Origin of the sequence: Cupriavidus nantongensis, assembly GCF_041726985.1 — a bacterium.
Lineage (GTDB): Bacteria > Pseudomonadota > Gammaproteobacteria > Burkholderiales > Burkholderiaceae > Cupriavidus > Cupriavidus nantongensis_A.
In genome coordinates this window covers 1,406,269-1,430,444 of the sequence record NZ_CP168303.1, presented here as the reverse complement: position 1 = coordinate 1,430,444, position 24,176 = coordinate 1,406,269, and the positions used below count along the sequence as shown (strand labels likewise).

General features: G+C 68.2%; 24 protein-coding genes. 11 read left to right on the top strand and 13 right to left on the bottom strand.

The window, feature by feature from the left end:
• The first annotated feature begins 31 nt into the window (after positions 1-31).
• From argE to ACEI37_RS17895, 7 genes are all read left to right on the top strand, one after another.
• Positions 32-1,258 (top strand): acetylornithine deacetylase, encoded by a 1,227-nt coding sequence (argE, locus tag ACEI37_RS17925; protein ID WP_373380019.1) that lies wholly within the window; start codon positions 32-34, stop codon positions 1,256-1,258.
• A 141-nt stretch (positions 1,259-1,399) separates the two neighbouring features.
• Complete coding sequence (locus tag ACEI37_RS17920; RefSeq protein ID WP_373380018.1) at positions 1,400-2,779, top strand: amidohydrolase; 1,380 nt, start codon at positions 1,400-1,402, stop codon at positions 2,777-2,779.
• Between the two features lie 101 nt (positions 2,780-2,880).
• Positions 2,881-3,735 carry a phosphoserine phosphatase SerB gene (gene serB, locus ACEI37_RS17915; RefSeq protein WP_373380017.1) on the top strand — a complete coding sequence of 285 codons (855 nt, stop codon included), beginning with the start codon at positions 2,881-2,883 and terminating at the stop codon, positions 3,733-3,735.
• Positions 3,736-3,961: 226 nt separating this feature from the next.
• Complete coding sequence (locus ACEI37_RS17910) at positions 3,962-4,249, top strand: hypothetical protein (protein WP_373380016.1); 288 nt, start codon at positions 3,962-3,964, stop codon at positions 4,247-4,249.
• Positions 4,246-4,557, top strand: a complete 312-nt coding sequence (locus ACEI37_RS17905; protein ID WP_373380015.1) for a hypothetical protein — start codon at positions 4,246-4,248, stop codon at positions 4,555-4,557. The genes ACEI37_RS17910 and ACEI37_RS17905 overlap by 4 nt, the downstream gene beginning before the upstream one ends.
• A 10-nt stretch (positions 4,558-4,567) precedes the next feature.
• Positions 4,568-6,217, top strand: coding sequence for a PepSY-associated TM helix domain-containing protein (locus tag ACEI37_RS17900; RefSeq protein ID WP_373380014.1), 1,650 nt, complete (start codon positions 4,568-4,570; stop codon positions 6,215-6,217).
• A gap of 100 nt (positions 6,218-6,317) precedes the next feature.
• Entirely contained in the window at positions 6,318-6,557 is a 240-nt protein-coding gene (locus ACEI37_RS17895) for a DUF2789 domain-containing protein (protein WP_116294932.1), read from the top strand.
• A 13-nt stretch (positions 6,558-6,570) separates the two neighbouring features.
• Here the strand turns inward: ACEI37_RS17895 and ACEI37_RS17890 are convergent, their stop codons facing one another.
• From ACEI37_RS17890 to ACEI37_RS17870, 5 genes are all read right to left on the bottom strand, one after another.
• On the bottom strand, positions 6,571-7,788 hold the full coding sequence (locus ACEI37_RS17890; protein ID WP_373380013.1) for a cystathionine beta-lyase: 1,218 nt from the start codon (positions 7,786-7,788) through the stop codon (positions 6,571-6,573).
• A 135-nt stretch (positions 7,789-7,923) separates the two neighbouring features.
• A complete protein-coding gene (locus ACEI37_RS17885; protein ID WP_373380012.1) occupies positions 7,924-8,547 on the bottom strand; it encodes a hypothetical protein in 624 nt (207 codons plus the stop codon).
• An 8-nt stretch (positions 8,548-8,555) separates the two neighbouring features.
• Complete coding sequence (gene bktB, locus ACEI37_RS17880; RefSeq protein WP_373380011.1) at positions 8,556-9,740, bottom strand: beta-ketothiolase BktB; 1,185 nt, start codon at positions 9,738-9,740, stop codon at positions 8,556-8,558.
• Between the two features lie 115 nt (positions 9,741-9,855).
• Positions 9,856-11,235: a 30S ribosomal protein S12 methylthiotransferase RimO gene (rimO, locus tag ACEI37_RS17875; protein WP_373380010.1), complete on the bottom strand. Its 1,380-nt coding sequence runs from the start codon at positions 11,233-11,235 to the stop codon at positions 9,856-9,858.
• 157 nt (positions 11,236-11,392) lie between these two features.
• Positions 11,393-12,349, bottom strand: a complete 957-nt coding sequence (locus ACEI37_RS17870; protein WP_373380009.1) for a tRNA dihydrouridine synthase — start codon at positions 12,347-12,349, stop codon at positions 11,393-11,395.
• Between the two features lie 222 nt (positions 12,350-12,571).
• Here ACEI37_RS17870 and ACEI37_RS17865 point away from each other — a divergent pair, with 222 nt between their 5' ends.
• Together ACEI37_RS17865 and ACEI37_RS17860 are read left to right on the top strand one after the other, a co-directional pair.
• Complete coding sequence (locus ACEI37_RS17865; RefSeq protein WP_373380008.1) at positions 12,572-12,871, top strand: type II toxin-antitoxin system RelE/ParE family toxin; 300 nt, start codon at positions 12,572-12,574, stop codon at positions 12,869-12,871.
• A gap of 3 nt (positions 12,872-12,874) precedes the next feature.
• Positions 12,875-13,165, top strand: a complete 291-nt coding sequence (locus tag ACEI37_RS17860) for an addiction module antidote protein (RefSeq protein WP_326348294.1) — start codon at positions 12,875-12,877, stop codon at positions 13,163-13,165.
• 76 nt (positions 13,166-13,241) lie between these two features.
• Here ACEI37_RS17860 and phaR read toward each other — a convergent pair whose 3' ends face one another.
• From phaR to phaC, 4 genes are all read right to left on the bottom strand, one after another.
• Entirely contained in the window at positions 13,242-13,793 is a 552-nt protein-coding gene (gene phaR, locus ACEI37_RS17855; RefSeq protein WP_373380007.1) for a polyhydroxyalkanoate synthesis repressor PhaR, read from the bottom strand.
• A gap of 421 nt (positions 13,794-14,214) precedes the next feature.
• On the bottom strand, positions 14,215-14,955 hold the full coding sequence (locus ACEI37_RS17850) for a 3-ketoacyl-ACP reductase (RefSeq protein WP_012352634.1): 741 nt from the start codon (positions 14,953-14,955) through the stop codon (positions 14,215-14,217).
• A 71-nt stretch (positions 14,956-15,026) separates the two neighbouring features.
• Positions 15,027-16,208: an acetyl-CoA C-acetyltransferase gene (locus ACEI37_RS17845; protein WP_373380006.1), complete on the bottom strand. Its 1,182-nt coding sequence runs from the start codon at positions 16,206-16,208 to the stop codon at positions 15,027-15,029.
• A gap of 80 nt (positions 16,209-16,288) precedes the next feature.
• Entirely contained in the window at positions 16,289-18,070 is a 1,782-nt protein-coding gene (gene phaC / locus ACEI37_RS17840; protein ID WP_373380005.1) for a class I poly(R)-hydroxyalkanoic acid synthase, read from the bottom strand.
• 445 nt (positions 18,071-18,515) lie between these two features.
• Here phaC and ACEI37_RS17835 point away from each other — a divergent pair, with 445 nt between their 5' ends.
• A complete protein-coding gene (locus tag ACEI37_RS17835) occupies positions 18,516-18,743 on the top strand; it encodes a hypothetical protein (protein WP_373380004.1) in 228 nt (75 codons plus the stop codon).
• Positions 18,744-18,755: 12 nt separating this feature from the next.
• On the opposite strand, the gene pgeF is transcribed toward ACEI37_RS17835, so the two are convergent.
• Together pgeF and ACEI37_RS17825 are read right to left on the bottom strand one after the other, a co-directional pair.
• Complete coding sequence (gene pgeF / locus ACEI37_RS17830) at positions 18,756-19,559, bottom strand: peptidoglycan editing factor PgeF (protein WP_373380003.1); 804 nt, start codon at positions 19,557-19,559, stop codon at positions 18,756-18,758.
• Entirely contained in the window at positions 19,543-20,799 is a 1,257-nt protein-coding gene (locus ACEI37_RS17825) for an RluA family pseudouridine synthase (protein ID WP_373380002.1), read from the bottom strand. The genes pgeF and ACEI37_RS17825 overlap by 17 nt, the downstream gene beginning before the upstream one ends.
• A 17-nt stretch (positions 20,800-20,816) precedes the next feature.
• On the opposite strand from ACEI37_RS17825, the gene ACEI37_RS17820 reads away from it, so the two are divergent.
• Positions 20,817-21,647 carry an outer membrane protein assembly factor BamD gene (locus tag ACEI37_RS17820; RefSeq protein WP_115680050.1) on the top strand — a complete coding sequence of 277 codons (831 nt, stop codon included), beginning with the start codon at positions 20,817-20,819 and terminating at the stop codon, positions 21,645-21,647.
• A gap of 80 nt (positions 21,648-21,727) precedes the next feature.
• Here the strand turns inward: ACEI37_RS17820 and ACEI37_RS17815 are convergent, their stop codons facing one another.
• Positions 21,728-23,887, bottom strand: coding sequence for an ATP-dependent DNA helicase (locus ACEI37_RS17815; RefSeq protein ID WP_373380001.1), 2,160 nt, complete (start codon positions 23,885-23,887; stop codon positions 21,728-21,730).
• 77 nt (positions 23,888-23,964) lie between these two features.
• Positions 23,965-24,168 carry a DUF465 domain-containing protein gene (locus tag ACEI37_RS17810; protein ID WP_373380000.1) on the bottom strand — a complete coding sequence of 68 codons (204 nt, stop codon included), beginning with the start codon at positions 24,166-24,168 and terminating at the stop codon, positions 23,965-23,967.
• Positions 24,169-24,176: the final 8 nt, after the last annotated feature.

The window sequence follows — 24,176 nt, the reverse complement described above, 5'->3', positions numbered from 1 at the left end:
CGATTCCTTAACAAGTTAGCGATACCGCCCCATGCCGACCCAAGCCGCCCCCGCTCCAGCCCATTCCCGCCAGCCCGTCCCTGAAACCGCTGCGCGCGGCAGCGCGCTGGAATGGACCCAGCGGCTGGTGGCCTACGACACCACCAGCCGCAATTCCAACCTGGGCCTGATCGAGTCGGTGCGCGACCATTTCCTGGCCAAGGGGCTGAAGCCGCATCTGAGCTACAACCCGCAACGTGACAAGGCCAACCTGTTCGTCACCGTGCCCGCGGCCAACGGCGCCACCAACGGCGGCATCGTGCTGTCGGGCCACACCGACGTGGTGCCGGTGGACGGCCAGGCCTGGACCACCGACCCGTTCAAGCCGGTGGTGCGCGACGGCAAGCTGTACGGCCGCGGCACCTGCGACATGAAAGGCTTTATCGGCACCAGCCTGTCGCTGCTGCCGGCCATCCTCGAGGCCCGCCTGCGCGAGCCGGTGCACTACGCGCTGTCGTTCGACGAAGAGATCGGCTGCATGGGCGCGCCCTACCTGCTGGCCGAACTGCGCGAGCGCGGCGTGACTCCCGGCGGCTGCATCGTCGGCGAACCCACCAGCATGCGCGTGATCGTCGCGCACAAGGGCATCAACGCCTACCGCTGCTGCGTGCGCGGCCAGGCCGCGCATTCTTCGCTGACGCCGCGCGGCGTCAATGCCATCGAATACGCGGCGCGGCTGATCTGCTTCATCCGCGACCTCGCCGACGAGTTCAAGGCCAACGGCCCCTACGACCAGGCCTTCGACGTGCCCTACACCACCGCGCAGACCGGCACCATCCAGGGCGGCATTGCGCTGAACACGATCCCGGCGCTGTGCGAGTTCGTCTTCGAGTTCCGCAACCTCCCGGGCGTCGATCCGGAAGCGATCTACGCGCGCATCCAGGCCTATGCCAACGACGTGCTGCTGCCGAAGATGCGCGCCGAACATGCCGATGCCGACCTGACGCTGAGCAAGATCGCCGCGGCGCCGTCGCTCGACGTGGCCGAGCAGGAAGCCATCACGCAGCTGGTGCGCGCGCTGACCGCGGACCGCGACACCAACAAGGTGGCCTATGGCACCGAGGCCGGGCTGTTCCAGCGCGCGGGCATTCCGGCGGTGGTGTGCGGGCCCGGCGATATCCAGCAGGCGCACAAGCCGGACGAGTTTGTTGCGCTGGAGCAGCTGGCTGCGTGCGAGGCTTTCCTGCATAAGGTGGTGGACAGCTTGCGCGTGAGCTGACTGCCGGCGTCTCGAAGCCTTACTCCCCTCGCCCGCTTGCGGGAGAGGGGAGAAACCACTCTGCATTCCTCGGCGCATTCATTTTGCAGCGCGCCAACCACACCGCCAGCATCAAACCAACAACAACGAAGGAGATCCCGCATGGCTGCACGTCGCACCGCATCCCGTTCCACCACCCGCTTCGCCCTCGCCAGCCTGACCCTTGCCGCGGGGCTGCTCTGTAACACCGCGCAGGCGCAAGCACCGGCCGCACCCGCCGGCGCCGATGCCCTGCATGCCCAGATCGAAACCCGCGCCAGGGCGGTGGAAAAGCAGCTGATCGCCTGGCGCCGCGATATCCACCAGCATCCGGAGCTCGGCAACTACGAGACCCGCACGGCAAAGCTGGTGGCGGACCACCTGCGCAAGCTCGGCATGGAGGTGAAGACCGGCGTGGCCAAGACCGGCGTGGTCGGCGTGCTTAAGGGTGGCAAGCCCGGGCCGGTGGTGGCGCTGCGCGCCGACATGGACGCGTTGCCGGTGAAGGAGCGCGTCGACGTGCCGTTCGCATCGAAGGCCAAGGGCCAGTACCTGGGCAAGGAAGTCGACGTGATGCACGCGTGCGGCCATGACACGCACGTGGCAATTCTCATGGCTACGGCCGAGGTGCTGGCCGGCATGAAGGACCAGCTGCCCGGCTCGGTCAAGTTCATCTTCCAGCCGGCCGAGGAAAGCCCGGCCGACTTCGAGCCCAATGGCTCGAACATGTGGGGCGCCAAGCAGATGGTGGCCGAGGGCGTGCTGGACCATCCCAAGGTCGACGCGATCTTCGGCCTGCACGTCACCAGCGGCATCGAGTCGGGCAAGCTGGGCTGGCGCAGCGGCGCGTCGATGGCCGCGGCCGACCAGTTCTGGATCGACGTCAAGGGCCGCCAGACGCACGGCGCGCGGCCCTGGGGCGGGATCGACCCGATCGTGGTGGCGTCGCAGATCGTGATGGGCCTGCAGACCATCCAGAGCCGCCAGGTCAATGCCATGCTGGAGCCGTCGGTGATCACCGTCGGTACCTTCCACGGCGGCAACCGCATGAACATCGTGCCGGAGAAGGTCGAGATGATGGGCACCATCCGCACCTATGACGAAGGCATGAAGAAGGACATCCATGCCCGCATGAAGCGCACCACCGAGGCCATTGCCTCCAGCGCCGGGGCCGAGGCGAATTTCCGCGTGGTCGAGCTGTACAACGCCACCATCAACCAGCCGGCGCTGACCGAGAAGATGGCGCCCACGCTGCAGCGCGTGGCCGGCGAAGGCAACTGGATGATCACGCCCAAGGCCACCGCCTCCGAGGACTTCTCGTTCTACCAGGAGAAAGTGCCGGGCCTGTTCTTCAATCTCGGCGTGACGCCCAAGGGGCAGGACGTGACCAAGGCGCCGTCGAATCACTCGCCGGAGTTCTATGTGGACGAGCCGGCGCTGATCAACGGCGTGCGCGCGCTGTCCAGCCTGACCGTGGACTACATGGTGATGGCGCAGCGCTGAGCGCTTCGCCCGCGGGCGCCGCGGGGGCTACAATAGCGCTTTTGCCGCCTTGCATCCCCCGCCTTGCCGCAACCGCGGCAAGCGCCCGATTCCCGTCCGTCATGCCCCTGATCCTGCAGAGCCTCGCCCCGCTTGCCCCCGCCGACCTCGACACCGCCCGCACCCTGGCCCGCGCTTCCGCGCTGGTGCCGCGCAGCGACACCGTGGCCGTGGCCGAGGACTGCGCGCCGCTGACGCCGGCGCTGCGCGACGCGCTCGACGACTTCTGCGGCCCGCGCGCGATCGACTGGGCAGTGGTGCCGGCCGGGCGCAAGCTGTCCGACTTCCGCCTGGTGGCGATGGACATGGACTCGACCCTGATCACGATCGAGTGCATCGACGAGATCGCCGACTTCTGCGGCCTCAAGGCCGAGGTCTCCGCCATCACCGAAGCCGCCATGCGCGGCGAGATCACCGATTTCAACGAAAGCCTGCGCCGCCGCGTGGCGCTGCTCAAGGGGCTGGACGCCGCCGTGCTGGAGCGCGTCTATGCCGAGCGCCTGCGGCTGTCGCCGGGCGCCGAGCGCATGCTGGAGACGGTGCGCGCGCTGGGCCTGAAGACGCTGCTGGTGTCCGGCGGCTTCGTTCACTTTACCGACCAGCTCAAGCCGCGCCTGCAGCTCGATTTCACCCGCGCCAACACGCTCGAGATCGTCGACGGCAAGCTGACCGGCAACGTCGTCGGCGAGATCGTCAACGCCGACGTCAAGGCCCGCACCGTGCAGGAAGTCTGCGCGCAGATCGGCGCCACGCCGGACCAGGCCATCGTCATGGGCGATGGCTCGAACGACCTGAAGATGATGGCCGTGGCCGGACTGTCGGTGGCGTTCCGCGCCAAGCCGGTGGTGCGCGCGCAGGCCAGCGTCGCGTTCAACCACGTCGGGCTGGACGGCCTGCTGGCGCTGTTCCCGCACTGATCTCCGCCAGGCCGCGCCCCCCTCCGAGCGCAGAGTCATTCAGACAAGGTATCAAGTATTGCCGTCATTCCCGCGCAGGCGGGAATCCAGCGTCTTTTGAAGTCACTGGGTTCCCGCCTGCGCGGGAACGACAGTGGCCAACTAAACGGCATTACCCCCGACCTGGCGCTTGCGCATACAAATGCGAATCATTATTATTAATGTTTCGTTGATCTGACATTGCCCCATGCAAGTTCTGGCCGTCCTTCTTGGCCTGGCTGCGGCCGCGTGCCTGTACCTGGCCGCGCCCAACCAGGTGTTGCTGCCGCCTGGCATCCTGACCCGCCCGCGGCTGGCCGGCTGGCTGGGACTGGCGCTGACCTGCGCCAGCACCTGGCTATGGAGCCTGACCGACGGCTGGCCGGTCGCGATCGCCGCCAGCCTGGTGACGGTGCCGTGCGCGCTGTCGGTGTGGCCGTTCATCGGTACCTATGCTGCGCGCAGGCGCCACGGCGAACGGGAGCAGCGGGCATGAGCGCGGACGCATCCGGAATCGGCACCAAATGGCTGGCGGGCACGCTGCTCGGCCTGCCGCTGGCGCTGGTGCTGTGCACGCTGGCGATCCTGGCCCTGCCGGGCGGCTGGCAAACTGGCATCGTCGCGGCGGTGACGGCCTGCCTGCCGGTATGGGTCGCCATCATCAGCGCCAGCCTGCTGTTCCGTTCCAGCCGCAGCGCGTGGCTGTGGCTGGGCGGCGCCAACCTGCTCGGCTTCGGCGCGCTGTGGGCGCTGCGCCTGGCCGGCCTGGCGCCGGCCGCACTGGCCGCCGTGCCCACTCCGTGAGACAGCCATCATGAAAACCGCAACCCTGCGCCTGTACCAGACGCTGCACACCTGGGTCGGCCTGATGGCCGGCTGGGCCCTGTTTATCGCCTTCTTTGCCGGGGCGATCACCGTGTTCCACCACGAGCTGCATGTGTGGCAGTCGCCCGCGCGGCTCAAGGGCAGCGCGCCGGTCGAGGCCAAGGCTGACCCGGCTGCGGTCGACCGCTTCATGCAGAAGCTGGTCGCGATCCACCCTGAAGCCGCGGCCAGTGCCTACGTGATCATGCCGTCGGAGGGCGAGCCCAATATCTCGGCCTACTGGCAGGACAAGGCCGGCGAGTGGCAGATGACCACCGATGAGCGCCTGGCCGGCAACGCCGCGATGCAGCGCGACACCTCGCGCGACCACGTCATGGGCGAGCTGTCGGCGTTCCTGAACAGCCTGCATTATTCGCTGGGCATCCCCGTCGGCGGCATCTATTTCATGGGCGCGATCTCGGTGCTGTACGGGCTGGCGCTGGTGTCCGGCGTGCTGCTGCACCTGCCACGGCTGAAGAAAGACCTGTTCGCGGTACGCCCCGGGCGCAACCTCAAGCGCTTCTGGATGGACACGCACAACGTGCTGGGCCTGTTCAGCCTGCCCTTCCACCTGGTCTTCGCCATCACAGGCGCGCTGTTCTGCCTGTCGCTGGTGCTGATGATGGTGTTCAACACGCTGACCTTCAACGGCCGCCTGTTCGAGGCGGTGCCTACGGCCACCACCGCGGTGCCGGAAGTCGCCGCAGCGGGCCGCGCGGCGCCGACGCTGCCCACCGCGACGCTGATCCAGATCGCGCGCGAACACGGCGGCGAGCGCTTCACGCCGGAGTCGTTCCGCTTCCAGCGCTACGGCGACGCCAACGCCGTGGTCGAAGTACGCGGCACCAGCACGCGGGCACTCGGCAACCTGGGCTCGGTCGGCATCCACGCCGCCAGCGGCGAAGCCAATGCCGGCCAGCTGACGGCCAACCAGACCGCCGGCGCGCGCGACAGCAACCACGGGCTCTACAGCGCGCTGTACGCGCTGCATTTCGGCACCTTCGGCGAGCTGCCGGTGCGGCTGGTCTACCTGCTGGCCGGGCTGGCCGGCGCCTTCCTGTTCTATTCGGGCAACCTGCTGTGGATCGAATCGCGGCGCAAGCTGCGCCAGGCCGAGCAGCCGCGCGTGCATCGCCTGCTGGCGCAGGCGACCGTGGGCGTGTGCATCGGCTGCTGCATCGGCGTGGCGCTGTGCTTCCCGGCGGCGCTGCTGTGGCCCGAGCGCGCCGTCAGCCAGACCTATTTCATCGCGTTCGGCCTGGCCTGCGCCTGGGCGCTACTGCGCCCGCCGGTGCGCGCCGCGGTGGAGCTGCTCTACGCCGCCGCGCTGGCGTCGCTGACGGTGCCGCTGTCGAATGCGATCCTGACGGGCGACCACCTGCTGCACAGCATCCCCAGCGGGCACTGGATCATCGCGGGCTTCGACCTCGGCGCGATCGCGCTGGCCGCGGGCTTTGTCGCCCTCGCCCGCGCCACCGCCCGGCGCGCCCGCAGCGGGCCGGCGGAGTCGGTCTGGGCCACGCCGCGGGCAGCTCGGGCGGCACAGGCCCCCAGGCCCGCCACCGCGGCCAAGGCGATGTCCGGCACCGAGACGCGCTGACGCGCAGCGCCGGCACAAAAAAACGGACGCCGCGGCGTCCGTTCTTGTTTTCGTGGCTGCCCTACACTACCTGAGGTCAACCACCGCGAGCCCGACCATCATGGAACCGACCTTCCACCAATTTTCAGAACTGTTCGACCAGCTCGGCCTGGCGTCGGACGAAGCCAGCATCCGCGCCTTCATCGGCAAGCACGCGCCGCTGCCCGAGACCCTCGAACTGGCCGAAGCCCCGTTCTGGACCCCCGCCCAGGCCGCCCTGCTGCGCGACGAGCTGCTCGACGACGCCGACTGGGCCGAAGTCGTCGACCAGCTCAACCTGGCGCTGAGGCAGCCCGCCTGACATTGCCGCGCACTTATGCGGCCAGCGTGGCCTCGATCGCCTGGCGCAGGTCGGCGATCAGGTCGCGCGTGTCTTCCAGGCCGATATAGAGCCGCACCAGCTCGCCGGTATCGTGCCAGCCGGCCGGTGGCCAGGTGCCCGCCGGGCGCATGCCCTGCACGTGGTACGGCACCGCCAGGCTGTGCGCGCCGCCCCACGACCAGCCGATGGCGAACAGCTGCAGGGCCTCGACGAAGGCATCGACCTGCTGGCGCGTATAGCGCTCGCGCAGCACGATGGCGAACAGCCCGCTGGCGCCGGTGAATTCGCGCCGCCAGTTGGCATGCCCCGGGCAGTCCGGCAGCGCGGGATGCAGCACGCGTGCCACCTCCGGCCGCTGGCGCAGCCATTCGGCCACCTCGCGCGCGGCGCGGTCATGGGCGGCCAGGCGCACCGGCAGGCTCGGCAGCGCGCGCAGCACCAGATGGCAGTCGTCGGCGGACACGCCCCAGCCCATCAGCATGCGGGCGCGCTTGAGCCGGCCGTGCAGGCCGTCGTCGCAGGTCAGCACCGCGCCCATCAGCACATCGCTGCCGCCGGACTGGTACTTGGTCAGCGCCTGCACCGAAATGTCGATACCAAGCTCGAACGGGCGGAAGTAGACGCCGGCCGACCAGGTATTGTCGATCGCGGTCAGCACGCCGCGCGCGCGCGCCGCGGCGACGATGGCGCCGCAGTCGGGCACCTCCATCGTCACCGAGCCGGGCGATTCCATCCAGATCAGGCGCGTGTTGGGCTGGATCAGCGCGGGCACCGCGGCGGCGTCCATGGGGTCGTAGTAGCGCACGGTCACGCCGAAATCGCGCGCCAGCCACTCACCGTGGTCGCGGTTGGGGCCGTAGACGTTATGCGGCACCAGCACGTCGTCGCCGCTCTTGAGCAGCGCGAAATACACCAGCGAGATCGCCGCCAGGCCCGACGGCTGCAGCAGCGTGTGGCGGGCGCCCTCGAGCAGCGCAAGGTGCTGGCACAGCGCCTCGCTGGTCGGCGTGGCATGCAGGCCGTAGCGCCAGTAGGTGGTGGCACCGTCGCCATGCGCGCGCAGTTCGGCGAGGTTGCGGAACACCACGGTGGAACCGCGGTGCGTGGCCGGGGAGAATGAGGCAAAGCCGGGGGCGATGTCCAGCTCGGGCTGGACCGCGACGGTCTGCAGGTAATGGGATGCGGGCTTGTCGGATGGGGAATCGGACACGGCGGTTTCCTTGCTGGCTGCTGGCCGGCCGCAGCGCGCGGCACGGTCAGGCATGAGACGCGATGAGCCTCCGAGCTTACCAGCAAATGCCGCCCGCGCCACCGGGAGGCTTCAGCGCGTGGCGCCGGAAAAGGCCTACCAGCCGGAAATCGACGACTTCGGCGGCGGCGGCGCGTAGGTGACGCCGCTGTTGGGCGTCATGTCGAACGGGGGAATCACCAGCATGCCGAGCGGGCGGATGAAGAACGGCAGCACGATGGCGGGATTGAAGGCATCGGTCCAGGTGCCGCGCACGGCGCCGCTGGCGTCGATGGTGCCTTCCCAGTTGCCGGACACGCGTGTGCCGTCGTCGGACTCCTCCATCAGGAAGGCGCCCTCCTCCCACTCGCCGGCCAGCAGGCGCACGCCGGCGCCGCGGCCGCTGTACTCGCCGCGCACGCTGTCGCGCTCGTCGGGCTTGGGGCCCAGGCGCAGGCGCACCGGCTGGTCGCCGACCTTGCCGACATAGACCGGCAGCGACGCATACTCCGGCCGCGGTGCCAGCGGCCGCGCGGTGCCGGTCGACAGCGCCGCGCCACGGCGGGCCTCGCCGTCGCGGATGGCCTGGTTCAGGCCCAGCGCTTCACCGCCAGCGGCGGCGCCGTTCACCGGACCGGTCGACAGCTCGGTGGCCGGCGCCGCCTGCGCCGCGCCCGCCAGGGCGAGCACGGCAGCGGCACCAAGGGTCGTGCAAAGGTCAGTCAACCAGGCCACGCGCAAGGCAATCCTCAGATCCGCTCGAAGATGGCGGCAATGCCCTGCCCGCCGCCGATGCACATCGTCACCAGTGCGTAGCGGCCCTGGACGCGATTCAGCTCATGCAGCGCCTTCACCGTGATCAGCGCGCCGGTGGCGCCGATCGGATGGCCGAGCGAGATGCCCGAGCCGTTCGGGTTGACCTTGGCCGGGTCCAGGCCAAGCGCCTTGCTGACCGCGCAGGCCTGCGCGGCAAAGGCCTCGTTGGCTTCGATCACGTCCAGGTCCGACACCTGCAGGCCGGCACGCTCGAGCGCGATCTTCGTCGCCGGCACCGGGCCGATGCCCATGGTCTTGGGATCGACGCCGGCATGGCCGTAGGACACCAGGCGCGCCAGCGGCTTCAGGCCGCGGCGCTCGGCCTCGGCGCGCTCCATCATCACCACCGCGGCGGCGGCGTCGTTCAGGCCCGAGGCATTGCCGGCGGTGACGGTGCCGTTTTCCTTGACGAAGACCGGCTTGAGCTTGGTCATGTCGTCCATGGTGGCGTCATGGCGCACATGCTCGTCGGTGTCGAAGGTGACCTCGCCCTTGCGGCCCTTGGTCACCACCGGGACGATCTGGTCCTTGAAGTAGCCGGCCTTGATCGCGGCCGAGGCGCGGCGGTGCGATTCCAGCGCGGCCTCGTCCTGCTGCGTGCGCGAGATCTCGTATTCCCTGGCGACGTTCTCGGCGGTCACGCCCATGTGGATGCGGTGGAACGGGTCGTGCAGCGCGCCCAGCATCATGTCGACCAGGCCGGCATCACCCATGCGAGCGCCCCAGCGTGCCGCCGGGGCCAGGTACGGGGCGCGGCTCATGCTTTCGGCACCGCCGCCGATGGCGACGTCGGCATCGCCCAGCAGGATGGTCTGCGCAGCGCTGACGATGGCCTGCAGGCCCGAGCCGCACAGCCGGTTGACGGTCAGCGCGGGGGCGTTGATCGACACGCCACCGTTGACGGCCGCGACGCGGCCCAGGTACATGTCGCGCGGCTCGGTCTGGATCACGTTGCCGAACACCACATGGCCGACGTCGTCGCCCGACACCTGCGCGCGGGCCAGCGCCTCGCGCACCACCAGCGCGCCCAGCTCGGCCGGCGCCACGTCCTTCAGGCTGCCGCCAAAGGTTCCGATCGCGGTGCGGACACCGCTCACTACTACGACTTCACGCGTCATGACTGTCTCCATCCAGGTTATGTTGCACCGCACAGTATAGCCGCAGCGCAGCCGAAGCGAACGGTCGTACTTTTACCTAACGGCAGCCCTGCAGGCATCGTCCGCCGGGACTAGCTCACACCTCACCCCACAGGTCGTGGCCGTCGGCGCCGGTGATCTTCACGTCGACGAACTCGCCCGCCCGGTAGCGTTGCGAAGTCCGTTGCGGCGGCGAGATATAGACCAGGCCGTCGATTTCCGGCGCATCCGCCGACGAACGGCCGATGCCGCCATCCTGGTTGACCTCGTCGACCAGCACGCGCAGGGTCCGGCCGATCTTGCGCTGCAGGCGGCGCGCCGACACCGCTTCGGCCACTTCCATGAAGCGGGCGCGGCGTTCTTCGCGCACTTCGTCGGGCAGCGCACCCGGCAGGTCGTTGGCCGTGGCGCCCTCCACCGGCGAATACGCGAAGCAGCCGACGCGGTCCAGCTCGGCCTCGGCAATGAAGTCCAGCAGCGTCTGGAACTCGGCCTCGGTCTCGCCCGGGAAGCCGGCGATAAAGGTGCTGCGGATGGTCAGCTCCGGACAGATCTCGCGCCAGGCGCGGATGCGGTCCATGGTTTTTTCCGCATTGGCCGGGCGCTTCATGCGCTTGAGCACGTCCGGGTGGGCGTGCTGCAGTGGCACGTCCAGGTACGGCAGCACGTGGCCGTTGTTCATCAGCGGGATGATCTCGTCGACGTGCGGGTACGGGTACACGTAGTGCAGGCGCACCCAGGCGCCGTACTGCGCGGCCAGCTCGCCCAGCGCCGCCACCAGCTCGGTCATGCGGGTCTTGAGCGGACGGCCGTTCCAGAAGCCGGTGCGGTACTTCACGTCGACGCCGTAGGCGCTGGTGTCCTGCGAGATCACCAGTAGTTCCTTGACCCCGGCCTTGAACAGGTTCTCGGCCTCCAGCATGACCTCGGCCACCGGGCGCGAGACCAGGTCGCCGCGCATCGACGGGATGATGCAGAACGAGCAGCGGTGGTTGCAGCCCTCGGAGATCTTCAGGTAGGCATAGTGCTTGGGCGTGAGCTTGATGCCGGCGGCCGGCACCAGGTCGGTGAACGGGTCGTGCGGCTTGGGCAGGTGCGTGTGCACCGCCTGCATCACCTCGCCCAGCGCGTGCGGGCCGGTCACGGCCAGCACCTTGGGATGCACCGACGACACGATGTCGTGGCCAGCGGCATCCTTTTTCGCGCCCAGGCAACCGGTGACGATGACCTTGCCGTTCTCGGTCAGCGCTTCGCCGATCGCGTCCAGGCTTTCCTGCACCGCTTCGTCGATAAAGCCGCAGGTGTTGACCACGACCAGGTCGGCGCCGTCATAGGTGCCGCTGATGGCGTAGCCCTCGGCGCGCAGCTGGGTGATGATCTGCTCGGAGTCGACCAGCGCTTTCGGGCAGCCAAGGGAAACAAATCCCACACGCGGACTATGGTCTTTCTGGTTCGTTGCTTCTGAGGGGTTTTTCACGTTGGAATCCGAATGTGGGGCAAGGCGCGGGCGGCCGGACCGTCGGTCACAGACAAGGCCGCCGGGCGCGAAACAGGCAATCGCGCATTTTAACCGTTTGCCGCAATTTGCCGGCGCCTGACGCACGACATGCTGCCCGGCTACGGTTACGCCGACGTCACTCCGCGGGCTGCAGGCCTTGCAGGACCTGCGCGATCCGCAGCGAGTCCTGCATGCGCCGGATCGCGTCATGCAGTTCGCCTGCCTGCGGCCAGGTCCGCTTCAGGTAGCTGAGCCAGAGCTTGACGCGTCCGTGCTCGTGGCACGAGGCGATGCGGGCATGCAGCTTGTTCAGGTACGTCGCGATCTGGCGCAGCACCAGCGGCCACTCTTCGGCGGACGGCGTGCCGGGCATCAGCCCGCGAATGCGCAAGGCCAGGAACGGGTCCGAGACCGCGCCGCGGCCGATCATGACGTCATCGCAACCGCTGACCTCGCGGCAGCGGGTCCAGTCCGCGACGGTCCAGACATCGCCATTCGCAATCACGGGTATGTCCACGGCCGCCGCAATGCGCGCGATCCAGTCCCAGTGGGCCGGCGGCCGGTAGCCGTGGTCGCGCGTGCGAGCATGCACCACCAGCGAGGCCGCGCCGCCTTCGGCCAGCGCGGTGGCGCAATCGATGGCCAGCGCGGTATCCGAGACGCCCAGCCGCATCTTGGCAGTCACAGGAATATTGGCCGGCACCGCGGCGCGCACCGACGCGACGATCCGGTTCAGCAACGAGGGGTTGGTCAGCAGCATCGCGCCGCCACCGTGCCGGTTGACGACCTTGGCGGGGCAGCCGAAGTTCAGGTCGATGCCATGCGGCGACAAGGTCGCGGCATAGGCCGCATTGCGCGCCAGCCATTCGGGATCGCTGCCGAGCAGCTGGATCACCATCGGCGTGCCACTGCGGGTAAAGCCGCCGGACAGGATCTCCGGCGTGTCGCGCTCATAGACCCGCGCCGGCAGCAGCGACCCCGTCACCCGCACGAACTCCGATACGCAGCCGTCGTAGCCGGCGGTATCGGTCAGCACATCGCGCAGCACATAGTCGGCAAGCCCTTCCATCGGGGCCAGGAACAGCCGGCTCATGGCAGGCACCGCGCCGCGGGCACCGGCGCTGGAGAGAAAGGTTGGAGAAGGCAGGACATGGGACGCCGTGCAAACAAGGCGAGTCCCAAACTGAGCCGCCGCTGAAAGATGCGATACAGGGGCCCCGGAGGGGGCAAAGCGCGCATTCTACCTGCTTTGCGATGGGGCGGTTTTTCGGGAATCGGTGATTCCACGCCTGTAGCCCAAAGGCTACGGTGTGGTATGCTCAGTATCCGCACAACCCAAACGTTCGACCGCTGGTATTCCGCCCTGCGCGACAACGCTGCCAGGATTCGCATCCAGGTCCGAATCGACCGCATGCTGAACGGAAATCCAGGCGACGTGAAAGCCCTTGGCGGCGGCCTCTTTGAAATGCGGGTGGATCATGGTCCCGGCTACCGCATCTATTTTCAGCGACGCGGCGAAGTTCTCGTCGTACTTCTCTGCGGCGGCAACAAGTCGACCCAGCACGCTGATATCGACCGGGCACGCCACCTCGCGGCGAATCTTGACCTGGAGTGAGCCATGAAAGAACCAACCCGCCCCTGGGACTCGGCCGCACAACTGCGCAACGAAAAAGAAATCGCCGCCTACCTGGACGCCTGCCTGGCCGAGGCCGGTGACGACGATCGCTTCATCGCTTACGCGCTCGGCGTGGTCGCACGCGCCCGCGGCATGACGCGGCTGGCCCGCGAAACCGGCCTGTCGCGCGAAAGCCTCTACCGTTCGCTGTCGGGCGAAGGCAATCCGGAATTCGGGACGATCTGGAAGGTGATGCGGGCGCTGGGGATTCGCCTGCATGCAAGCGCCGGCTGAGCGCCGGCCCTGGTGCGGATGCGCCGCGGGCGACCGGCCCGCCGCCGCTTGATGCTCGCTTGTTGCTCGCTTGTTGCTACTTCTTGTCCGGCTGGTTGAACGGGAACGTGCCGAACATGTTCTTGGCCTGGTTTTGCATCTGCTCCTGCATCTGCACGAACAGGTTCTTGCTCTGCTCGATGTAGTTGCTCATCATGCCCTGCATCATCGGACCCTGCATGTTCATGAACTGCGACCACATGTCGGAGCTGAACGCTTCGCCGGAATACAGGCCCTTGGAGTTCTCGGCCAGCTTGTTCTGGATGTCGATGAAGGCCTGGATATTCTTTTCCAGGTAGGTGCCCATCATGCCCTGCATGGCATGTCCGTAGAAGCGGATGATCTGCGACAGCATCGCACTGGAGAACATCGGCACGCCGCCGGTCTCTTCTTCCAGGATGATCTGCAGCAGGATGCTGCGCGTCAGTTCGTCACCGGACTTGGCGTCGACGACCTTGAAGTCCTCGGAGTCCATCACCAGTTGCTTGACGTCGGCCAGGGTGATGTAGGTGCTGGTCTGGGTATCGTAGAGCCTGCGGTTGGGATACTTTTTGATCAGTCGCTCTGCGCCTTTTTTGGTCGTGGCCATCGGTGCTCTGTCCTTGTGTCGTCGCTGTTTGCGCGCTGCTGCACCGCATGGGGTGCAGTGCGCAAATCGGTACCGCCCGCGCCATCTGCTGTTATCGTGCCGGCCGTCTTGCGGCTGTTCGCGCATGGCTGCGCGCCGCGGCTCGCCGTCTCGCCCCCGCGAGGGCCATGCTGCACGACTATGGTGCCGGGTGCGCCGCTGCCCTGATTCTATGCCCAACAAAGCACTAAGAAAAGCGACCGGGCTTAAGGAAAACCCGGTAGACCGGCGCGCCGCGGAGCCGATCGCGCACGTCCGAAAATGATTCGCGGGCCATCACGGCCCGCGAAAGCGGCGGCGGAACCAGCCTCCGCCACCTTGTGCGCCGCGCTGGCTGCACCGCAAAACGCGGCCGCCGGCGCGGGCTGGCTGAGTGCCGGGGTCAGCCCATGTGCAGGCCGCCGTTGAGCGAGAAGTCGGCGCCGGTCGAGAAGCCGGACTCCTCCGACGCCAGCCAGGCGCAGATCGAGGCGATCTCTTCCGGCTCGCCCAGTCGCTTCACCGGGATCGTGCCGACGATCTTGTCGAGCACGTCCTGGCGGATGGCCTTGACCATGTCGGTGGCGATATAGCCCGGCGAAACCGTGTTCACCGTCACGCCCTTGGTCGCCACTTCCTGCGCCAGCGCCATGGTGAAGCCGTGCAGGCCGGCCTTGGCGGTGGAGTAGTTGGTCTGGCCGAACTGGCCCTTCTGCCCGTTCACCGACGAGATATTGACGATGCGGCCCCAGCCGCGGTCGGCCATGCCGTCGATCACCTGCTTGGTGACGTTGAACAGCGAGGTCAGGTTGGTGTCGATCACCGCATCCCAGTCGGCGCGGGTCATCTTGCGGAACACCACGTCGCGCGTGATGCCGGCATTGTTGATCAGCACATCGACTTCACCGACCTCGGCCTTGACCTTGTCGAAGGCCGCCTTGGTCGAGTCCCAGTCCGCCACGTTGCCTTCGGAGGCGACGAAGTCGAAGCCCAGGGCCTTCTGCTGCTCCAGCCACTTTTCGCGGCGCGGCGAATTGGGGCCGCAGCCGGCCACCACGCGAAAGCCATCCCTGGCCAACCGCTGGCAGATGGCGGTCCCGATACCACCCATGCCGCCGGTCACATACGCAATGCGCTGAGTCATGTCCACTCCTTGATTGGCTTTTCGTTATTTGCCGCCGGGCCGCGCCATGCGCGCCCCCGGCGCGCCCCTTCTTAATTGCGCTCGACCGCCAGCGCCACGCCCATGCCGCCGCCGATGCACAGCGACGCCAGGCCCTTCCTGGCATCACGGCGCTTCATTTCGTGCAGCAGCGTCACCAGGATACGGCAGCCCGACGCGCCGATCGGGTGGCCGATGGCGATGGCGCCACCGTTGACGTTGACCTTGGAGGTATCCCAGCCCATCTGCTGGTGCACCGCCAGCGCCTGCGCGGCGAAGGCCTCGTTGATTTCCATCAGGTCCAGGTCCTGCGGGGTCCAGCCGGCGCGCGACAGCGCGCGCTTGGACGCCGGCACCGGGCCCATGCCCATTACCTTCGGGTCCACGCCGGCGTTGGCGTAGCTCTTGATGGTGGCGAGCGGGGTCAGGCCCAGTTCCTTGGCCTTGGCGGCCGACATCACCACCACCGCGGCGGCGCCGTCGTTCAGGCCCGAAGCGTTGGCCGCGGTCACGGAGCCGGCCTTGTCGAAGGCGGGCTTGAGGCCGGCCATGCTGTCGAGCGTGGCGCCGTGGCGCACGAACTCGTCGGTCTTGAACGCCACCGGGTCGCCCTTGCGCTGCGGGATCAGCACCGGCACGATTTCTTCGTCGAACTTGCCGGCCTTCTGCGCGGCTTCGGCCTTGTTCTGCGAGCCCACCGCGAATTCATCCTGCGCTTCGCGCGTGATGCCGTACTCTTTGGCCACGTTCTCGGCGGTGATGCCCATGTGGTACTGGTTGTACACGTCCCACAGGCCGTCGACGATCATGGTGTCGACCAGCTTGGTGTCGCCCATGCGGAAGCCGTCGCGCGACCCCGGCAGCACGTGCGGCGCGGCGCTCATGTTCTCCTGGCCGCCGGCGACCACGATCTCGGCTTCGCCCGCCATGATGGCGTTGGCAGCGAGCATCACTGCCTTCAGGCCCGAGCCGCACACCTTGTTGATGGTCATGGCCGGCACCATCGCCGGCAGGCCGGCCTTGATCGACGCCTGGCGCGCGGGGTTCTGGCCCGAGCCGGCGGTCAGCACCTGGCCCATGATCACTTCGCTGACCTGGTCCGGCTGGATGCCGGCGCGCTCGAGCGCGGCCTTGATCACCACGGCACCCAGTTCCGGCGCCGGGATCTTCGCCAGCGAGCCGCCAAATTTGCCAACCGCGGTACGGGCCGCGGATACGATGACAACGTCAGTCATGGTGTAGTCCTCTCAATGGAAACAGGGACCCGCAGTCCGCCGGCGCCTACGCGGGGCGCACGCCGGCGGACGCGCGGGCATCAAGCCTTGGCTTTGACGTATCGCCCAGGCGCGGGTTCGATTGCAGGGTAGCGCGCGTTACCGTACTGCGCAGGCGCGGCGCGCTTGGCGCCGGCATGGCTCGCCAGCCATGCCGACCAGTCCGGCCACCAGCTGCCGGGATGCTCCGTGGCGCCGGCCAGCCACTGCTGCGGCGACGCCGGCAAGGCGTCGTTGGTCCAGTGGCTGCGCTTTTTCTTTGCCGGCGGATTGATCACGCCGGCGATATGGCCGGACGCGCCCAGCACGAAGCGCAGCTTGTTCTTCAGCAGCGCGGTCGAGGCATAGGCCGCGGTCCACGGCACGATATGGTCCTCGCGCGAGCCGTAGAGGTAGGTCGGCACGTCGATGCTGCCCAGGTCCACCGGCGCATTGCATACGGTCAGCTTGCCGGGCACCTTCAGCTCGTTCTGCAGGTAGGTGTGGCGCAGGTACCAGCAGTACCACGGCCCCGGCAGGTTGGTCGCGTCGCCGTTCCAGAACAGCAGGTCGAACGGCACCGGGGTATTGCCCTTCAGGTAGTTGTCGACCACGTAGTTCCACACCAGGTCGTTCGGGCGCAGGAACGAGAAGGTGTTGGCCAGCTCCAGCCCGCGCAGCAGCGCGCACGGCGCGCCGGCACCGCCGCCCAGCGTGGCTTCGCGCAACTGCACGTGGCCCTCGTCGACGAAGACATCGAGGATGCCGGTGTCGGCAAAGTCCAGCAGCGTGGTCAGCAGCGTCAGGCTGGCCGCGGGATGCTCGCCACGCGCAGCCATCACGGCAAGTGCGGTCGAAATGATGGTGCCGCCGACGCAGAAGCCCAGCACGTTGATCTGGTCCTCGCCGCTGATGTCGCGCGCGACTTCGATGGCGCGGATGGCGGCGTGCTCGATGTAGTCGTCCCAGGTGCGCGACGCCATGCTGGCATCGGGATTGCGCCATGACACCAGAAACACCGTATGGCCCTGCTCCACCGTATGCCGCACCAGCGAGCTTTCGGGCTGCAGGTCAAGGATGTAGTACTTGTTGATGCAAGGCGGCACCATCAGCAGCGGGCGCGCATGAACCTTGGCGGTGAGCGGCTTGTACTGCAGCAGCTGGAAGTATTCGTTCTCGTAGACCACCGCGCCATCGGTCACCGCGACATTGCGGCCCACTTCGAAGGCGGTCTCGTCGGTCTGCGAGATCTTGCCGCGCGTCAGGTCTTCCATCATGTTGCGCACGCCGGCGCGCAGCGATTCGCCACCCGATTCGATCAGCAGGCGCTGCGCTTCGGGATTGGTGGCGAGGAAGTTGGCGGGCGACATCGCGTCGACCCACTGCGAGATCGCGAAGCGGATGCGCTGGCGCGTCTTGGCATCGGCCTCGACCGCGTCGGCGAGCTCGGTCAGCGCGCGGGCGTTGAGCAGGTAGAAGGCGGCGGCGTAACGGTACGGCACGTTGTTGCGCCAGGCGTCGCCGGCAAAGCGGCGGTCGTGCAGCGGGCCGGTGCCGTCGGGCTTGCCCTCGGCCAGCGCCTGCCACAGCGCGGCGAAGTCCTTCATGTAGCGCTGCTGGATGTCGGCCAGCTGGGCCGGCGCGATCTTGACGCCTGCCAGCGAATCGAGGCCCGGGATGCCGGCCATCATGCCGGATGCGGCCGCGTGGCCGTTGCCTTCAGTGCCCTGCCACTGGCGGGACCATTCCAGCCAGGTGGCTGGATCGAATGGCCCCGGCGTGAACCTGGATGGTTGGGACTTGCCTTCCTGCGTGGAAGCTGCCGCACCTTTGCCGGTCGCCATGATCAGTTTTGTCTCTCTGCCGTCACTATTCGAACCGGCTCCGGGCATTGCCCTGGCCGGCACTCTGCATGGGGAGATGCTATCCGAATGGACCCGGCTCCAGCCCTTCCCAAGCGGGAGGGTCAGCCGGCACATCTGCCCTGGAACTGGCCTGAAACCCCGGGTCGCACAACCTGCGGCCAGGGCTTGCATCCATTCCGATAGCGGCTCCCTTTTATCCGGCGGGCGCGGCTCCTTGGTTGCGAGCGCCATGCGTTATGCTTGCCGGAAAACCCGGGAATCGTCAGCGATTCCGAGACATTCGAGGCCATTGTTGCCTTGCAACGCGCGCGCTGTCAATGCGGAAATCCGCGCCGGCGCCGAGCTCTGCCCGACCTACCGGACGGTAATGCAGCGCACGCGCCTGCCGAGGCCATCGAGCATAGTCGAGAAGGATGAAATTCTGATGTACATCGTGGCCATTGGCTGGCTCTACGTGGCGCTGATGATGGCGATCACCGAGCACAACGTGGTGGCGGGGGTCGCCACCTTCCTGATGTATGGGGTCGCGCCGGTCGCGCTGGTGCTCTACATCATGGGCACGCCCGGCCGGCGCCGGCGCAAGGCCGAGGCCGAACGCGCGCTGGAGCAAGGCGCCCCGGCGAGCGAAGCGGCGAAACGCGCGGACGAGTAAGGCAGCCCGCGCTCAGTCGGCCAGCCAGACCAGGCTGGCCATGCGCCCGGTCACACCATCGCGCCGGTAGGAGTAGAAGCGTTCGGCATCGGCAACGGTGCAGGCATCGCCGCCGTGGATGTCGACGCAGCCGGCGCGGGCCAGGCGCGTGCGCGCCAGCGCATAGATGTCGGCGAAGTACTTGCCCGGAGCGCCGGCCCGGAACGCCCCGGCCACCGCGGCCTGTTCGCCCGGGCGTGCCTGCGCGAGGAAGGCCTCGCGCACCTCGGCGCCCACCTCGAAGGCCTCGGGACCGATCGCCGGACCCAGCCATGCCAGCCAGCGCGTGGCAGCGCCGCCGGCGGCCGCCTGCATCCGCGCCAGCGTGGCCTCGATCACGCCATTGCACAGGCCGCGCCAGCCCGCATGCGCGGCGCCCACCACCGTCCCCTGCGCATCGCACAGCAGCACCGGCAGGCAGTCAGCCGTCATCACGGCGCAGACGTGGCCCGGCGTGACCGCCAGGCTCGCATCGGCCTGCGGCACGGCATCCGTCGATGCGGGCACATGGTCGACCGTCGCGACCGCGCACCCATGCACCTGTTCCAGCCATTGCGGCATCGAGGGCAGGCACGCGGCCAGCCGCGCGCGGTTGCGCGCCACGTCGGCCGGATCGTCGCCAACGTGGGTGCCCAGGTTCAGGCCGCCGGGCATGCCGCCGGCCAGCCCGTACGGACCCTGGCTGACCCCGCCCTGGCGCGTGGTCGACAGCGCGCGCACGCGCGCCGGTGCGGGCCAGTCCGGCACCAGCCAGGCGGAATCAGGCGTCGCGCTCATCGCCGTCACTGTCGTCGTCTTCGTCATCATCGCCGGCATATTCCCAGTGGGCCTCGCCGCCCTCCCACACTTCGTCCCAGGCCTCGTCTTCGTCGTCGGCCTGCGCGCTCTCGAAGTCGAGCGCATCGATCAGCGCCTGCAGGTCCTCGGGCGGCTGCGCAGTCCACGACATGTGCTTGCCGGTGGCCGGATGCACCAGGCCGAGCTTGTACGCATGCAGCGCCTGGCGTTCGTACGGCACCGGCAGCGGCACGCGGATCGCCGGACGCTGGCCGCGCTGAGTGGCGCGGAAATAGACCGGGTCACCCACCAGCGGGTGCCCGATCGATTCGAAATGCACGCGGATCTGGTGGGTGCGGCCGGTCTCGAGCTTGCACATCACCATCGACACGAACCCCCGCCCCAGCGGCACCGTGGCCAGCGTGCGGAAATGCGTGCGCGACGGCTTGCCGCTGGCGGTCTGCACGATCGCCATGCGGGTGCGCTCGCGCGGGTCGCGGCCGATGGGCGCGTCGATGGTGCCTTCGTCATAGGTACGTCCCCACACCAGCGCGATATAGGTGCGCTTGACCGTGCGCGCCTGCAGCTGGCGCACCAGGTCGGTCTGCGCGGTCAGCGTGCGCGCCACCACCATCAGCCCCGAGGTCTCCTTGTCGAGCCGGTGCACGATGCCCGCGCGCGGCAGCGACGCGGCGCCCGGGTCGCGATGCAGCAGGCCATTGAGCACGGTGCCGCTCCAGTTGCCGGCGGCGGGATGCACCACCAGTCCGGCGGGCTTGTTGATCACCAGCAGGGTGTCGTCCTCGAAGACCACGTCGAGCGGCACGTCTTCGGGCGCGAAGGCCGACGATTCCGGCGCGGCCTGCGGCTGCACCTCGATCCGGTTGCCCATCTGCACCGCGTCGCGCGGACGGCGCACCTGCCCGTCGACGCGCACCGCGCCGCTCTCGATCCATTGCTGCAGGCGGCTGCGCGAAAACTCGCTGAAGTGACGCGCCAGCAATTTGTCGAGACGCTCGCCATGCGAGGCACTGTCCACCTCCAGCGACAGGGTCATGGCGGCGTCGGCAGCGGAGCCGGGCGCGTCGACAGCATCGTCTGATTCTTCCGCGCTGGCCTCGAAATCGGCCACCACCGCCGCGGCGCGCACCCGTTCGGGTGGCAGTCCTCCCACGCCATCTCCGGCTTGCGGGTTGGGCTGGGGGCTTGGGCTATAATGCTTGACGCTATTTTTTTTCATCCGGGATACGATTGCCCATGCAATTGCAGAGCATGAAACGCGCGCGCTGGCGCACGACAATAGGAGCGGTTCTGCTCGCAGGCGGCTGCGTCATGCTGTCGGCATGCGGCCTGCTCGCGGACCAGCCCGACGAGACCGCCGGCTGGTCGGCCAACAAATTATATTCGGAAGCCAAGGATGCCCTGGATGGCGGCGACTACACCCGCGCCGTCAAGCTGTATGAAAAGCTCGAGGGCCGCTATCCGTTCGGGCGCTATGCGCAGCAGGCGCAGATCGACACCGCCTACGCCAACTACAAGGACGGCGAGACCGCGGCCGCGCTGGCGGCGGTGGACCGCTTCATCCAGCTGCACCCGAACCACCCCACCATCGATTACGCCTACTACCTGAAGGGGCTGATCAACTTCAACGACAACCTCGGCTGGCTGGGCCGCTTCTCGGGACAGGACCTGAGCGAGCGCGATCCCAAGGCCGCGCGCGCCGCCTACGATGCCTTCCATACGCTGATCACGCGCTACCCGGAAAGCAAGTACACGCCGGACGCCACGCTGCGCATGCAGTACATCGTCAACTCGCTGGCCCAGCATGAAGTGCACGCCGCGCGCTACTACTACCGGCGCGGTGCCTACCTGGCCGCGGTCAACCGCGCCCAGCAGTCGCTGAAGGACTACGACGGGGCGCCGGCCAACGAAGAGGCGCTGTACATCATGATCCGCTCGTACGACGCGATGGGCATGAAGGACCTGCGCGACGACACCGCGCGCGTGATGGAGAAGAACTTCCCGGAGAGCGACTTCATCAAGTACGGCGCACGCCGCAAGGACAAGTCCTGGTGGGAAGTGTTCTGACGCCGCCGCGCCGGCAGCGATAAAAAACGGGACGTGTCGGATGACCGTCCCGTTTTTCTTTTGCCTGCGGCCCGTCGTGATCAGTTGGCGGCGGCATCCCCGTCGCCGGCTTCGTCCTGCTGCCCGGCGGGCGAGCCGCGCAGCGACTCGAGGAAGCGCACCACCGTGGCCGCCTCGCGCGTGCGCGTGAACGGCGGCAGGCTCTGCCAGATCTGGCGCCCGTAGGGCTTCTCGACCAGGCGCGTGTCGAAGATGGCGAGCACGCCGCGGTCCGATTCGGAACGGATCAGCCGCCCCGCCCCCTGCTTGAGCGTGATCACCGCATGCGGCAGCTGGTGCACGGCAAACGGGCTCAGGCCCTTCTTCTGCAGCACTTCCATGCGCGCGGCCAGTACCGGATCGTCGGGCGGCGCGAACGGCAGCTTGTCGATGATCACCAGCGACAGCGCCTCGCCGCGCACGTCCACGCCTTCCCAGAAGCTCTGGCTGCCCACCAGCACCGCATTGCCCAGTTCGCGGAAGCGGTCCAGCAGCTCGGTGCGGCTGGCCTGGCCCTGCACCAGCAGCGGCAGGTTCAGGCCGCGCTCGGCAAAGGCATCGTAGAGCAGGTCCGAGGCGCGCTGCACCGCGCGCAGCGTGGTGCACAGCAGGAAGGTGCGCCCGCCGGCCGCCTCGATCAGCGGCAGCGCGGCCTGCACCACCGCATCGGTGAACTGCGGCGACTGCGGCGCAGGCATGTCGCGCGGCACGTACAGCAGGCCCTGCTTCGCGTAATCGAACGGGCTCGGCAGCGTCAGCGAGCGCTCCTTGTCGAGCCCCAGCTGCGCGGCGTAATGGGTGAAATTGCCCTTCACCGACAGCGTCGCCGAGGTGAAGACCCACGCGCGCGGCTGGCCGCCGCGCTGCCGCGTGAAGATCGGCGCGATCGACAGCGGTGTGCGGTGCAGCTGCACGGTGTGCGAGAACACTTCGACCCAGCGCACAGTCTCCGGGCCGGTCGCCGCTGCGGCCTCCCCCTGCTCCTCGCCCTCCTGTGGCTGCGGCGCCGGTGCAGCGGCGGCATCGGTGCGCCAGGCAGCCAGCTTGTTGGCCATCTCGAGCGCGCGGCGGTGGCATTGCTGCAGCGATTCGGCGCGCTCGGCCTGGCTTTCGAGCATCTCGACGAAGTCCGACAGCGCCGCGTCGAGCGCATCGAGGGTCTCGTTGAAGGGTTCGGCGATGCGGCGGTCGGCCTCGATCTGGCCCAACGCCAGGCGCGCGTTGTCCTTGCCGAAGGCCAGGCGCAGGTCGCGCGCGGCGCGTTCCAGCGGCGCGCCCAGCGCGACCCAGTCGACCGCATCGCGCGCATGCGACAGGCCCTCGGCCACGGTGTCGCGCGCGATCTCCAGCAGCTGGCTGGTCGACAGGGTCTCGCCGAAGAACAGCGTCGCGGTCTCGGGCAGCTGGTGCGCCTCGTCGAAGATCACGGTGTTGGCCGCGGGCAGCAGCTCGGCCATGCCGGTGTCGCGCAGCACCACATCGGCAAAGAACAGGTGGTGGTTGACCACCACCACGTCGGCCTGCTGCGCTTCCTTGCGCGCGCGCATCACGAAGCAGTCCTTGTAATACGGACATTCCGAGCCGAGGCAGTTGTCGCGCGTGGAGGTCACCATCTGCCACACCGGGGCGTTCTCCGGCACCGACGCCAGCTCGGCCTTGTCGCCGGTGGCGGTTTCCTTGATAAAGCGCCCGATCTCGCGCAGCCACGCCGCATCCTGGCGCGACGCCAGGCGCCCGCCAGCCTGCGCGCGTTCCAGGTGGTAGTGGCAGACGTAGTTGGCGCGCCCCTTGAGCAGCGCCACCGAGACCGGCACGTTGAGCGCGTGGCGCACGGTCGGGATGTCGCGCAGGAACAGCTGGTCCTGCAGGTTCTTGGTGCCGGTGGAGAGGATCACCTTGCCGCCCCACAGCATCGCGGGCACCAGGTAGGCGTAGGTCTTGCCGGTGCCGGTGCCGGCCTCGACGATCACGGAATCGTTCTGCGCGATTGCACCGGCGACGGCCTCGGCCATCTTGTGCTGCGACGCACGCGGGCGATAGCCGGGAATGGCCTGGGCCAGCGTGCCGGTATCGGCGAAGATGGTGGCAAGCTCGGCGCCGCGGCTGGCAGCGGCATCGGGCTGCGCGGCATGGGCGGGCGCCGCGGCATCGCTGGGGTCGCTGTCCAGAGACAACTGGCTGGAATCGGGAAGATCGGACAAGGTGGGGAATGTTGTATGGGCTGCGGGCAAACCGGCAACGATTGCCGGCAATCGCCGCGCCCGGGGCGCGACGGCGCTCAGGCCGGCACGTCGGGTTCGAGCTGAAGCTGCAGCAGCGTGATGGCGTCCTTCAGCTTGAGCCGGCGCTTCTTCAGCCGGCGCAGCTGCAATTCGTCGTGGATCACATCGCCGGCCAGCCGGTCGATCAGGAAGTCGAGGTCGCGGTGCTCGATCTGCAACTCCATGATGCGCCGTTCCAGGGTATTGAGGTTGCTGTCCATCTATGCCT